Raw genomic sequence first — 11,878 nt, forward strand, 5'->3', positions numbered from 1 at the left:
AGGAACCAACGATGAGCCGCAAGGTCATCCTCACCTGCGCCCTCACCGGCGCCGGTGACACCACCTCCAAGAGCGAGAACGTCCCGGTCACCCCCGAGCAGATCGCGGCCGACGCCATCGCCGCCGCCCGGGCGGGCGCCTCCGTCGTCCATGTGCACGTGCGCGATGTCGAGACCGGGCAGGGCTCTCGCGATGTCGAGCTGTACCGGGAGGTGGTGCGCCTGATCGGTCAGAGCGACGTCGACCCGGTCGTGAACCTCACCGCCGGCATGGGCGGGGACCTGGTGGTCGACCCGTCGGCCCCCACCCGCCAGCTGGAGGGCACGGACCTCGTCAGCGGTCTGGACCGGTTGGCGCACGTCGAGCAGCTGCTCCCGGAGATCTGCACCGTCGACTGCGGATCGCTGAACTTCGGCGAGGGGAGCCAGCTCTACGTCAGCACCCCGGACATGCTCCGCGAGGGAGCCTCCCGCATCCGGGAGCTCGGCGTGAAGCCGGAGATGGAGATCTTCGACACCGGTCAGCTCTGGTTCGCGAACGTCATGGTCGCCGAGGGGCTGATCGCCCCGCCGCCGCTGTACCAGCTGTGCATGGGCATCCCCTACGGCGCCCCCGCGAACCCCGGGCTGCTGGACGCCATGGTGCACATGCTCCCCGAGGACGCGCAGTGGACGTCCTTCGCGATCGGCCGCGACCAGCTGCGCTGGGTGGCGCAGTCGGTGCTGCTGGGCGGGCACGTCCGCGTGGGGCTGGAGGACAACCTGTACCTGCGCAAGGGCGTCAAGGCCACCAACGCCCAGCTGGTCGAGGAGGCCGGCTCGATCATCGATTCCCTGGGCGACGCCGTGGCCACGCCCGACGAGGCCCGTGACATCCTCCACCTCGACCGGAAGGCACCCACCGCATGAGCACCGTTCCCACCCCCGCACCGGACGCCCCCGATCCGGAGGACGTCACCACCATCGCCTGCGTGGGCATCGGCACCATCGGCGGCGGCTGGGCCGCCTACTTCCTCGCCCGCGGTTACCGGGTCCAGGCCTGGGACCCCTCCCCGGAGGCGGGCGAGCGCGTCCGAGCGCTGATCGACGCCGCCTGGCCGGCCCTGACCGAGCTCGGGCTCGCCGAGAACGCCGATCCGCGCAACATCACGGTGCACACCGATCTCGCCGAAGCGCTCGACGGCGCACAGTTCGTCCAGGAGAGCGCCCCCGAGGTGCTCGAGATGAAGCAGCAGCTGCTGGCGGAGATCGATGCGCTCGCGGCCGACGGGGTGGTCATCGCCTCCTCCACCTCCGGCTACTCGATGACGGAGATGGCCGTCCGGGCCGCGCATCCCGAACGGCTCGTCGTCGGCCACCCCTTCAACCCGCCCTACCTGATCCCGTTGGTCGAGGTGGTCGGCGGTGAGGCCACCGCCCCGGGGGCCGTGGCGTGGGCCTCGGACTGGTACGAGCGCCTGGGCAAGTCCGTGATCACCATGGACCGCGAGGTGCCCGGTTTCATCGCCAACCGTCTGCAGGAGGCGCTGTGGCGGGAGGCGCTGCACATGGTGGACAACGGCGAGGCGACGGTCGAGCAGATCGACCGTTCGATCACCGACGGCCCCGGTCTGCGCTGGCCCCTGCAGGGCCCGATGCTCACCTTCCACCTCGCCGGGGGGACCGGCGGCATGGCCCACATGCTCGACCACTTCGGGCCGTCCCTGAAATCGCCGTGGACCCGGCTGGAGGCGCCTGAGCTGACCGAGGAGCTGCGCGATGCGGTGGTGGCCGGCTGCGACGAGGAGGCCGACGGCCGCACCGTCCCCGACCTGGTCGCCGAGCGGGACCGGGCGATCATCGCCGTGCGCACCCTGATCGACCAGCTGCGAGCGGATGCCGCGTGAGCGCGCTGCCGGCCTACCGGACCCCGGTGCGCGAGGAGTGGATCGACTACAACGGCCACCTCTCCGAGGCGTACTACGTGCTGGTGTTCGGCTTCGCCACCGACCAGGTGATGGAGCGCATCGGGCTGGGCCCCGTCGCACGCGAGAAGGCGGGCGCCTCGCTGTACACCGTGGAGGCGCACGTGCGGTACCTGCAGGAGGTGCCGCGCGGCGCCGACCTCGAGGTGACCACCACCATCGCCGGGCGGGCGGCCAAGAAGCTGCACCTGGCGCACGAGATGCGCGTCGGCGGCGAGCTGGTCGCCACCGAGGAGGTCCTGTGCCTGCACGTGGCCGGGGAGCCGGCGCGCGCCACGGCCTTCCCGGCGGAGGTCGCCGCGCGGATCGCCGAGATCGTGACGCCGACCGACGTGGCCGACGGGCCCGCCGGGGCCGACGGACCTGAAGGGCCTGCCGGGTCCGACGGACCTGAAGGGCCTGGCGGGCCCGACGGGTCCGCGCCCGCCTGGCTCGGGCGCGCGATCCGGATCTGACCCGCACGGCGCCCCGGCCCGGGCGAACCCCGCCTCACCCATCTCGTCCCTGGAGCTGATACCCGATGTCCTCGTCCGCCCCGCTGTCCGCCGTCACCGTCCGCGCCGCCACCGGTCTTCCCGACCAGGTCATCGAGAGCCTCACCGAGACCTTCGAGCGACATGTCGCCGCGGGGGAGGGCGGAATGGCCTTCTCCGTCCACCGAGGAGGGCAGCCGCTGCTGCAGCTGCACGGCGGGCGGGCCGCCCCGGACCGCCCGTGGAGCGCGGACACGATGGCGGTGCTGTTCTCCGGCACCAAGGGGCTGACCGCGACGCTGGCCGCGATCCTCATCGGTCGCGGCCGGCTGGACCCCGAGGCGCCGGTCGCCGAGTACTGGCCCGAGTTCGCCGCCCAGGGCAAGGCCGACGCCCGCGTCCACCACGTGCTGGACCATTCGATCGGGCTGCCCTACGTCGACCCCGATCCGAGCGGCGAGGGTGAGCGGCTCGACAACGCCCTGATGGCCGGGCGTCTCGCCGCGCAGCCGACCCTGTGGGAGCCGGGGACGAAGGTCGCCTACCACGCGATGACCTACGGCTATCTCATGGCGGAGATCCTGCGCCGGGTGACCGGCAGAGGTGTCGGGGAGCTGCTGCGCACCGAACTGGCCGAGCCCTTCGGCCTCGACGTCCACCTCGGGCTGCCCGAGGCGGAGGAAGCCCGGGTCGCCCCGGTGTTCCGCGCCTCCGGGTACCGGATCTCCACCTACCTGCAGGACGATCCCGAGCGCCGTGCGATCGTCGACCGCATGTACGGCAGCTCCCTCACCGCGAAGAACCCGAGCTTCAACACCCGCGCCCACCATGCCGCCGAGCTCGCCGCCGGCGGCGGCATCGGCTCGGCCGACGCGATGGCGACGCTGTACTCGCTGCTCATCGCTCCGGACGCCCCCGTCATCCCCACCGACACCTTGGCGACGGCGACGCGCACCTGGTCGCAGGGGAAGGACGCCATCAACGACCGTCCGGTGCGCTTCGGGCTCGGCTACGAGCTCGACGACCCGATCGGCACCTACGGCCCCGTGCGTCCGGCCTTCGGCCACACCGGTGCCGGGGGCGGGCTGCACGGTGCCTGGCCCGAGCAGGACCTGGCGTTCTCCTTCCTGCCCAACGAGATGCGCAGCGAGGACGCGGACCGACGCGTGAAGGACCTGCTGACGGTGCTCGCCCAGGTGTGAGGCGATGGGGTCGGTGGAGAGCGCGCCGAGCGCACGTGCGCCGGGTGGATCTCGACGCCGTCGACGACGAGGTCATCGATCATGCTCTCTCGCTCGGATCCGGCCTGCGGGCGACGGGCGCGGTGAATCCATAGGATGGGCGAGGTGAACAGGACCGGACGGACCCAGCTCATGGAGAGCCAGCGCAACGGCACGGCGTCGGCCATCCTGCGGACGATCCTGCGCGACGGGCCCGTCGGCAGGAAGCAGCTCGCAGCCGCCACCGGATCCAGCTTCACCACGATCACGAGATCGGTGCGAGACCTGCTGGAGCGTGGCGCCCTGGTCGAGCGGGACGCGGTGAGATCCCCCGCGGCTGCCGGCCGCCCGGTGCTGCCCCTCGACCTCCCCGGCCCCGAGGTCCTCGTCGTCGGGACGCATCTGCACCCGCAGCGCACGACCGTCGGGGCCTTCACGCTGCGGGGAGAGCGGATCCATGACGCGGCCCGACCGGCGGGCGGCTCCTCCACGGAGGCGAGGGCACGCGACGCCGCCCTCCTGACTCGCGAGGTCATCGACGAGCTGGAGGGATCCGCAGTCGTGGGGATCGGCGTGGCGACTCCGTGGGCGGAGGATCGTCTGGCCTCGCTCGGGCCCCGACCCTGGGACATCGGATACGACGTCATGACCGAGGCGATGCGGTCGACGACCGGTTTGCCCGTGTGGGTCGATTCCAACGTCCGGGCCCTGGCGGTGGAGCACCACTGGTGGGCAGGGATGCGGGGGAACGTGCTGACCATCCTCGTCGGACGCTCGATCGGACTGGCGCAGATGCGCGAGGAGGAGCTGGTGTGGAGCGGCCGGGGCACAGGCGGGATCGTCTCGCACATCCAGGTCCCCGGCTCCGAGCAGCGCTGCGGATGCGGCCAGGTGGGGTGCATCGCCGCGACCTGCACGGACGACGCGCTGCTCGAGAGGGCCATCGCCACCGGCGCCCTCCCGCCCGGATCCCGGCAGCAGGATCTCCTCGAGACCGCACCGGAGGATGCGGACCAGCTGACGGCGCTGCGTGCCGGGCGCGTCCGGGAGCTCGGCCTCGTCCTGCCGCCGCTCATCGACCTCGTGGACCCCGATCTCACGATCCTGCGCGGGACGTTCGGGACCCCGGAGGAGATCGAGGAGTGTCTCGCTCTGATTCGGGGCCGGTACCGGGAGATCGTCGGCCGCGATGTGCGGATCGAGCATCGCGCGCCCACGGCGGGCGGGAACTGGGCCCGGGCCTCGGCAGCGCTCGCGGTCCACGGCTACGTGAACGCTCCGCTGCTCGGCGAGGACCTCGAGGTCGAGTCCGCGACGCCGTCCCCCTGATCGCATCGGACCTCTCCCCGCGGCGGATCCCGGTGCGGATCAGGGTGTGCGAGGCGGAGGCACCGGACCGTCCAGCAGGGGGTCCTCGGTGTCCGAGAGGAAATCGATCAGATGACGGTGCAGGCTCTGCACCAGGTCGGCATGGTCCTCGTCGTCGGCGAGATTCCTCGTCTCATCGGGATCCTCGCGCAGGTCGTAGAGCTCGCGCCGGGGGCGTGGTCGCAGATGGTCCTGGCCCATGCCGCTCCGCGTCGGTGAGTCCTCGAGATCCGGGGGCAGGTCGAGCAGAGGTCCGTCCTCGAAGTTGACGATGTACTTGTGCCGGGAGGTCCGCACAGCCCGGATCGGGTCGTAGTCGGCGTGATACGTCTTCTCCAGGAACACGTGCTCGCGTCCCGGCGGCGCCCCGTCCCGGAGCGTCGGCGCGAAGCTCGTCCCCTGGATCGAGGACGGCGTCTCGATCTCCAACAGGTCCAGCAGCGTGGGGACCAGATCGACGTGGCTGACGAGGTGGGGGACCTCGCCGGGCTCCTGGGACGCGACGCCCCGGGGCAGGCGCATCAGGAGCGCGACGTTCACGCCGGGGTCGTACAGAGTGCTCTTCGCGCGGGGGAAAGGGGCGCCGTGGTCGGTCGTGAACACCACGATGGTCCGCTCCGCGAGTCCGGTCTCGTGCAGCGTCGCCACGATCTGTCCGAACGCTTCGTCGGCCACCTCGATGGCGCGCGCGAAGGACGCGAGATCGGAACGGGTCAGCGCGTTGTCCGGCAGGTAGGAGGGCACATCGATCGCCTCGGGATCCAGGGGTGGGTAGCGCTCCTCCGGCCAGTCGCGGTGCACCTCGAGGACACCGCAGGTGAGGAGGAAGGGCTGCTCGTCCTCGGCGTGCTCCACCAGCCAGCGCGAGGCGCGATCGGCGACGTCCGGGGCTCGATGGGAGCCGTCGCTGTCCGTCTCGTCGAAGCCGAGACGTGCCTCGTCACGGGACTCGTGCTGGAGTCCGATGAGAGCCGTGTGGAATCCGGCCTCCGCCAGGTGCATCGGCAGGGTCCGCTCCCCGGGGTGGTACTCCCAGCCCCGATGCGTCAGGCCCTGGAGCCCGTTGGCATGGGGGTAACGGCCGGTCCACAGGGCGCCTCGCGCCGGGCTGCACAGAGGGCTCGTGCTGAAGCAGCGGGTGAAGGTGAAGGACTCGCGGCCGAAGGCGGCCAGATGTGGACTGGGGACCTGGTGCCCGTACAGCGAGAGCCAGGTGCCGAGGTCGTGCCAGTGCACAATGACGACATGGGGCCGTGCGTCCGTCGCCGGGCTCATCCGAGCGCCGCCGACAGCTCGTCGAGGAGGGCTCGGGCCGCCTCGTGCGGAGCGGCGCGCCCGAACAGGACGTCCTCGGCGTGGAGCCCGAGGATCCCGGGATGGCTGCCGGCGCCGGCGGGAGGCGGCTCGGGCGCTGTCCGAAGGTCCGGGGCGCAGCTCTCGGTGTACTCGACGACCCGTGCGTCGGCCCGGGAGAACTGATCGACGATCGCCGCTCGCACCTCCGTGTTCGGTGGGACGCCGCGATCGGCGAGCAGGATCTCCCCGGCCGCGACGTCATTGAGCAGGAAGTCGATCAGGGAGGTGGCCAGATCCGGGTGGGCCGAGGTGGCGGACGTGCAGAAGAACATGCTCGGTCGGTACCACATGCCGAGGTCGGCGGGGCTGCCGGTCAGCGTCGGGATCCGCAGCAGCGTCAGTTCCAGCCCCAGGGTCCGCTCGAACTCGATCGCGATGTTCGCCGGGATGATCTGCAGGCCCAGACGCCCCTGGCCCAGCAGCGACTCGCCGGGTTCGGCGGTGAGGTTCTCCAGGGCGGCCGACGGGTCCGGGGACGTCCCGTCCTCCACCATCGCCGACCACATCGAGAACCATTCCTCGGCCTCGCTGGTCCCGATCCCGAGGGCCCCGCGATCGAACAGCTCGGCGCCCAGCTGGGAGGCATAGAACCCGAAGGTGATCTGGTCCGACGCTTGAAAACTGGTGCCGTACGACCCGTCGGCCGACTTCTGCGTCAGCTCGCGTGCGAGCTCGTGGTACTCCTCCCAGGTCCAGAGAGTGTCGTCCGGGATCTCCACCGACACCTCGTCGAAGAACTGAGGATTCGCGACCACCGCCTGCAGCCCGATGCCGGCTGTCGCACCGATCGTCGTGCCGTCGACCTGACCGCCGGCGGCGGCGCCCTCCTCCCAGGCGGCGACCGAGAAGCCGTGCTCGGCGAGGTCCGTCAGGGCGCCGCGGTCTGCGTACTCGCGCAGGTTCCACTCATTGAGCTGGAACACGTCGGCGGCGCCTCCGCCGGCCGTCTGCGTGGCCAGCTTGTCGAAGTAGCCGTCGAATCCGCCCCACTCCCCGCTCACAGGGGTGTCGGGATGCGCGGCCTCGAAGGCATCGAGTGCCGCCGAGGTCAGCTCGGCCCGATCGCTGTTGCCCCACCAGGAGAAGCGCAGCGTTGATGATCCGTCGGAGGACGTGGGGCCCGGAGCGTTGGGGCCACAGCCCGCGGCGGTCACGGCGAGGGCACCGCCGATGCCGAGGCTCCGCACCAGCGCGCGTCGAGAGAGATGTGTTGCTGACATGTGGATTCGAACCTCAGCTCTGAGTGATCTCCGTGGTCGTGCGGGCATCTCCGATCGCGCCCGACATCCGGATTCAGTTTGTCGCTTGCATGCTATTAATGTCAACCCGTGCCCACGCTCGGTGCGTGGGTGCTCATCGACTGCCACCGCGCTGGAGAGCCGTCGCCCCGGAACCATTGCCGCGCAGGCCCCCGCGTGCCAGCCTTGCGGCATGTGCCGGAACATCAGACCGCTCCACAATTTCGAGCCGGAGGCCACCACCCAGGAGGTCCGTGACGCCGCCCTGCAGTACGTGCGCAAGGTCAGCGGGATGCCCAAGCCGTCACAGGCGAACACGGAGGTGTTCGAACGGGCCGTCGCCGAGATCGCCCACACCACCGAGCATCTGCTGGCGGAGCTGGTCACGTCCGCCCCGCCGAAGGACCGCGAGGTCGAACGGGAGAAGGCGCGGGCGAGGAACGCGAAGCGGTTCCCGCAGAGCGCCGCGTCCTGAGGCCGAGGTCGCGCTCGAGCGCATCCGACATGTCCTGGTGACCGCCCCGGACGGGTGACGCGTTCGTCGGGCGGTCGGCAGCGGCCAGGTGCCCGGCGCGGGTGCACGCCGTCGCCGCCGGGCGCTCGCGGACCCGACAGCGCCCTACGGTTCACCGCCCGTCGAACTCCGGCGCGCGTTTGGCCAGGAACGCCGCGGCGCCCTCGGCCTTGTCCTCCGTGGTGTACAGCAGCGTCTGCGCCAGCTGCTCCAGCAGCAGCCCCGTCCGCTGGTCCGTGTCGCTGCCCGGGCCGATGACCAGCTTGGCCAGACGAATCGCCAGCGGACCCTTGCCGAGCACGGTGGCCATGATCTCCGCAGCGGTGGAGAGCAGGTCCGCGGCGGGCACCACCGTCGTCACCAGGCCGTAGCGCTCCGCCTGCTCAGCGGTGAGGGTCCTGCCGGTCAGGATCATCTCGAGCGCTCTCCCGGTGCCCACCAGGCGGGACAGCCGCTGGGTGCCGCCGGCGCCGGGCAGCACCCCCAGACCGACCTCGGGCAGAGCCATCGTCGCGTGATCGGCGGCGATCCGGATGTCGCAGCTCATGGCGAGCTCCAATCCGCCGCCCATCGCCACGCCGTTCAGGGCAGCGAGGGTGGGCTTCGGGAAGTCCTGGATCCGGTCGCAGAGGCGCTGCATGGGAGCCGCCAATCCGTCGGTCAGGGTCCAGCCCGCCAGCTCGGAGATGTCGGCCCCGGCCGCGAAGGCCTTCGGACCGCTGCCGGTGAGGACGATCCCGCGCACGGCCTCCTCGGCCCCCCAAGAGTCCAACATCTGCGAGATCTCGGCCAGCACGCCGCGGGTCAGGGCATTGCGCTGCGCCGGGCGGTCGAGAGTGATGGTCCCGACGTGGTCGCGTACCTCGGTGCGGATCGTCTCGACGTTCGTGGGCTGCTGCTGGTCCGTCATGGTCTCCTGCTCTCTGCTCTCTGCTCTCTGCTCTCTGCTCTCTGCTCGGGGCGATGCGGATGCCGGCATGGGATCCCGGGCTCTCACGCCATGGTCAGCCCGCCGGAGACGGACAGCGTCTGGCCCGTGATGTAGCGCGAGGCGGGGGAGGCCAGGAACGCGACGGCGTTGGCCAGGTCCTCCGGCTGGGCGAGCCGGCGCAGCGGGATCGCGCGCTCCAGGGATGCGCGCAGCTTCGGGCTGTCCTCGGACATCTCAGCGAACAGAGGAGTGTCCGCCGGGCCGGGGCAGACCACGTTCGCGGTGATGCCGGACCGGGCGGATTCGCGCGCGAGGGTCTTCGTGAATGCGACGATCCCGCCCTTGCAGGCGGAGTACACCGCCTCACCGGAGGATCCCACCCGGGCGGCATCGGAGGCGACGTTGACCACGGTGCCGTGGCCCTGCTCGGTCATCACGCGCACCACCGACTGGCAGCAGTGCAGGGCGCCGTAGAGGTTGATGGCGATGATGCGGTCCCAGATCGCGGTGTCCTGCTCCAGGAAGTACCCCACCTTGTCCCAGCCGGCGCAGTTCACCAACACGTCGATCCGGCCGAAGCGGTCCGTCACCTGCGAAGTCATGGCATCCACGCTCGTGCGGTCGGTGATGTCCACGGCGACGGGGAGGGCATCCCCGCCGAGCTCCGCCGCGACGGAGCGCGCCGAGTCCTCGTCGATGTCGGCGACCGCCACGACCGCACCCTCGGCGGCCAGTCGTGTGGCGATGCCCCGGCCGATGCCGCTGCCGGCACCGGTGACGAGACAGATCCGTCCGGTGAGGTCGTGGTCGTTGGTGGCGGGGGCCGCGTTCTCGGCCATGGTCTCGCTCCTGGTCTCGGGTGGGGTGGTGGGCGGACGGATCACGGGGCGAGCTGGCGGTCCACGCTGTGACGGGCGATGACCAGCTTCATGATCTGGGCGGTGCCGTCGCCGATCTGCAGCCCGAGCACGTCGCGCAGGCGCTGCTCGATCGGCCGGTCGGTGAGATAGCCGCACTGGCCGTGGCTGAGCAGGCACTGGTGGATGACGTCGTAGGCCGTCTTCGGCGCCCACCACTTGCACATCGCGGCCTCCTTCGTGTGCTCCAGCCCGGCGTCCTTCAGCCACAGGGTCCTCTGGCACAGCAGCCGCGCGGCGGCCAGCAGGGTGTCCGCCTCGGCCAGCGGGAAGGCGACCCCCTGGAAGGAGCTCAACGGTCGGTCGAAGGCCGTGCGCTCGCCGGTGTACTCCCAGGTCTCCTCGAGCGTGACCTGCGCGGCGCCGATCACCTGCAGACCGATGAGGGCGCGGGAGAAGTCGAAGCCCTGCATGACCGCGGTGAACCCGGCGCCGAGCTCCCCGAGCTGGTTCTCCGGGGGGGATCCAGGTGTCGGTGAAGTCGATCCCGCCGCGGCCGACGGCCCTCGTCCCCGCGTCGGGGGAAGGCCGTCGCTGGATCCCGTCGCGGTCCAGCTCCACCAGGAAGGCGGTGATGCCGCGTCCGCGGCCCTCCGGGGCGGTCCGGGCGAACACGACGGCGGCCCCGGCATGCATGGCGAAGGACATCGACTTGGTGCCGCGAAGCAGCCAGCCGCCGTCTCGAGGTCGGGCGGTCATCGACGGATTGCCGGCGTCGGACCCGGCGTCCGGCTCCGACAGCCCGATCGCCACGATGTCCGCGCCACTGGTGATCTGCGGGACCCAGCGCGCCGCCAGCTCGGGGTGGGCGGTGCGCGCCAGGATCTGGCCGACGAGAGAGCCGATCACCTGGACGTAGGCGACCGTGATGTCCCCGCGCGCGATCTGTTCGGTGAGCATGCCGGTGGTCAGCGCCCGCTCGTCGCGTCCGCCCAGATCACGGGGGAGCTCCGGGGCGATCAGCCCACGGGATCCCATCTGCCGGCGCAGTTCCGGGTCGATGAACCCGTCGCGTTCGCGCTGCTGGTAGTCGGGGGCGATCCGGGAGGCGACGTCCGCCGCCGCATCGATGAAGCCCTGCATCGCGTCGTCGACGGCGAAATCCATGGGTCCTCCTGGGCGATCGTGGGGTGGGCGGTGTCACGAGCGGGACACGGCGGGACCGGCCCCGGGGGCATGCGCCTCGGCGAGGTCCCCGAGGAGGTCGGGATATCGGCTGCGGTGATCCGGCGGGATCGCCGTGGAGAGCATCAGGGCGGTCTGGGAGCGGACGAACTGCTCGAAGGTGACGCGCGGGGCGAAGTACCAGTGCTTCAGCGCCCAGGAATGGGCGATGGTGAGGAGGTCGTAGGCGTAGAGCTCGGTGTGGATCGGGCGCAGCAGCCCGTGCTCGACGGCAGTGTCCACGGCGCTGCGCAGGGGCGCGACGGTGCGCATCTCCATCTCCTTGATGACCTGACGGCCCGCCTCGTCCAGCGTGTTCGACTCGCGATACGTCAGCATCACGGCCTGGCGGTGGTCGCGGACCACGGTGCAGTAGGCGGCGAAGGCGCCGGCGATCTGTCGGACCGGATCCACCTCCGGTTCCAGCGCCTGGGAGATCCGTCGCCCCATGTCATCGAGGACGCCCTCGGTCACGGCCTGGATCAGGTCCTGCTTTCCGGAGAAGTACCGATAGATCAGGCCGACGGAGACTCCGGCCTCGGTCGCGACGGACTGCATGGAGACCGCCTGCGATCCGTTCCTCTCCATCAACGGGGCGGCCGCCAGCAGGATCTGCCGGCGGCGCGCATCGGATCGAGCCGCGCGGGCCGCCTCGGCCGGGGCGTTCGCGGCGTCGGTGCCGGCCATGCCCGCTCCTCTCCGGTGAGTGAACGTCGTTCATGAGAAATGAACGA

12 protein-coding genes and 1 pseudogene are annotated in these 11,878 nt (G+C 71.1%); 6 read left to right on the top strand and 7 right to left on the bottom strand.

The genetic code is table 11. The features are described from left to right. Positions 1 to 11: 11 nt before the first annotated feature. The 5 genes from BH708_RS15980 to BH708_RS16000 all read left to right on the top strand — a co-directional run bounded on the left by BH708_RS15980 (position 12) and on the right by BH708_RS16000 (position 4,985). Positions 12 to 908 carry a 3-keto-5-aminohexanoate cleavage protein gene (locus BH708_RS15980; RefSeq protein WP_076810016.1) on the top strand — a complete coding sequence of 299 codons (897 nt, stop codon included), beginning with the start codon at positions 12 to 14 and terminating at the stop codon, positions 906 to 908. Beyond that, on the top strand, positions 905 to 1,885 hold the full coding sequence (locus BH708_RS15985) for a 3-hydroxyacyl-CoA dehydrogenase NAD-binding domain-containing protein (RefSeq protein WP_076810017.1): 981 nt from the start codon (positions 905 to 907) through the stop codon (positions 1,883 to 1,885). Before BH708_RS15980 ends, BH708_RS15985 begins: the two co-directional genes overlap by 4 nt. Beyond that, on the top strand, positions 1,882 to 2,418 hold the full coding sequence (locus BH708_RS20555; protein ID WP_076810018.1) for a thioesterase family protein: 537 nt from the start codon (positions 1,882 to 1,884) through the stop codon (positions 2,416 to 2,418). The genes BH708_RS15985 and BH708_RS20555 overlap by 4 nt, the downstream gene beginning before the upstream one ends. A 65-nt stretch (positions 2,419 to 2,483) precedes the next feature. After that, positions 2,484 to 3,638, top strand: a complete 1,155-nt coding sequence (locus tag BH708_RS15995; RefSeq protein WP_083713687.1) for a serine hydrolase — start codon at positions 2,484 to 2,486, stop codon at positions 3,636 to 3,638. Between the two features lie 144 nt (positions 3,639 to 3,782). After that, positions 3,783 to 4,985 (top strand): ROK family transcriptional regulator, encoded by a 1,203-nt coding sequence (locus BH708_RS16000; protein WP_157236002.1) that lies wholly within the window; start codon positions 3,783 to 3,785, stop codon positions 4,983 to 4,985. Positions 4,986 to 5,024: 39 nt separating this feature from the next. Here the strand turns inward: BH708_RS16000 and BH708_RS16005 are convergent, their stop codons facing one another. Both BH708_RS16005 and BH708_RS16010 read right to left on the bottom strand, forming a co-directional pair. Further along, positions 5,025 to 6,299 (bottom strand): sulfatase, encoded by a 1,275-nt coding sequence (locus BH708_RS16005; RefSeq protein ID WP_076810020.1) that lies wholly within the window; start codon positions 6,297 to 6,299, stop codon positions 5,025 to 5,027. Continuing rightward, the gene (locus tag BH708_RS16010; RefSeq protein ID WP_076810021.1) at positions 6,296 to 7,600 is read right to left on the bottom strand and encodes an ABC transporter substrate-binding protein; all 1,305 of its coding nucleotides are present in this window, start codon (positions 7,598 to 7,600) and stop codon (positions 6,296 to 6,298) included. Before BH708_RS16010 ends, BH708_RS16005 begins: the two co-directional genes overlap by 4 nt. A 211-nt stretch (positions 7,601 to 7,811) precedes the next feature. Here BH708_RS16010 and BH708_RS16015 point away from each other — a divergent pair, with 211 nt between their 5' ends. Then, positions 7,812 to 8,093: a DUF2277 domain-containing protein gene (locus BH708_RS16015; RefSeq protein ID WP_076810022.1), complete on the top strand. Its 282-nt coding sequence runs from the start codon at positions 7,812 to 7,814 to the stop codon at positions 8,091 to 8,093. Positions 8,094 to 8,244: 151 nt separating this feature from the next. Here the strand turns inward: BH708_RS16015 and BH708_RS16020 are convergent, their stop codons facing one another. From BH708_RS16020 to BH708_RS16035, 5 genes and pseudogenes are all read right to left on the bottom strand, one after another. Beyond that, entirely contained in the window at positions 8,245 to 9,042 is a 798-nt protein-coding gene (locus BH708_RS16020; protein ID WP_076810023.1) for an enoyl-CoA hydratase/isomerase family protein, read from the bottom strand. An 83-nt stretch (positions 9,043 to 9,125) separates the two neighbouring features. Next, positions 9,126 to 9,902: a glucose 1-dehydrogenase gene (locus BH708_RS16025; protein WP_076810024.1), complete on the bottom strand. Its 777-nt coding sequence runs from the start codon at positions 9,900 to 9,902 to the stop codon at positions 9,126 to 9,128. Between the two features lie 41 nt (positions 9,903 to 9,943). Further along, a complete protein-coding gene (locus BH708_RS20430) occupies positions 9,944 to 10,393 on the bottom strand; it encodes an acyl-CoA dehydrogenase family protein (RefSeq protein ID WP_253705580.1) in 450 nt (149 codons plus the stop codon). A 118-nt stretch (positions 10,394 to 10,511) separates the two neighbouring features. Continuing rightward, a pseudogene (locus BH708_RS20435) lies at positions 10,512 to 11,087 on the bottom strand (acyl-CoA dehydrogenase family protein); the annotation flags it as partial. Positions 11,088 to 11,120: 33 nt separating this feature from the next. Then, positions 11,121 to 11,831, bottom strand: coding sequence for a TetR/AcrR family transcriptional regulator (locus tag BH708_RS16035; RefSeq protein ID WP_076810025.1), 711 nt, complete (start codon positions 11,829 to 11,831; stop codon positions 11,121 to 11,123). Positions 11,832 to 11,878: the final 47 nt, after the last annotated feature.

This window comes from Brachybacterium sp. P6-10-X1, from assembly GCF_001969445.1.
Lineage (GTDB): Bacteria > Actinomycetota > Actinomycetes > Actinomycetales > Dermabacteraceae > Brachybacterium.

What these genes read in the sequence shown, in the direction of transcription:
- BH708_RS15980 (WP_076810016.1), top strand. Translation starts at nt 12, where the DNA reads ATGAGCCGCAAGGTCATCCTCACCTGCGCCCTCACCGGCGCCGGTGAC.
- BH708_RS15985 (WP_076810017.1), top strand. Translation starts at nt 905, where the DNA reads ATGAGCACCGTTCCCACCCCCGCACCGGACGCCCCCGATCCGGAGGAC.
- BH708_RS15995 (WP_083713687.1), top strand. Translation starts at nt 2,484, where the DNA reads ATGTCCTCGTCCGCCCCGCTGTCCGCCGTCACCGTCCGCGCCGCCACC.
- BH708_RS16005 (WP_076810020.1), bottom strand. Translation starts at nt 6,299, where the DNA reads ATGAGCCCGGCGACGGACGCACGGCCCCATGTCGTCATTGTGCACTGG.
- BH708_RS16010 (WP_076810021.1), bottom strand. Translation starts at nt 7,600, where the DNA reads ATGTCAGCAACACATCTCTCTCGACGCGCGCTGGTGCGGAGCCTCGGC.
- BH708_RS16015 (WP_076810022.1), top strand. Translation starts at nt 7,812, where the DNA reads ATGTGCCGGAACATCAGACCGCTCCACAATTTCGAGCCGGAGGCCACC.
- BH708_RS16020 (WP_076810023.1), bottom strand. Translation starts at nt 9,042, where the DNA reads ATGACGGACCAGCAGCAGCCCACGAACGTCGAGACGATCCGCACCGAG.
- BH708_RS16025 (WP_076810024.1), bottom strand. Translation starts at nt 9,902, where the DNA reads ATGGCCGAGAACGCGGCCCCCGCCACCAACGACCACGACCTCACCGGA.
- BH708_RS20430 (WP_253705580.1), bottom strand. Translation starts at nt 10,393, where the DNA reads ATGCAGGGCTTCGACTTCTCCCGCGCCCTCATCGGTCTGCAGGTGATC.
- BH708_RS16035 (WP_076810025.1), bottom strand. Translation starts at nt 11,831, where the DNA reads ATGGCCGGCACCGACGCCGCGAACGCCCCGGCCGAGGCGGCCCGCGCG.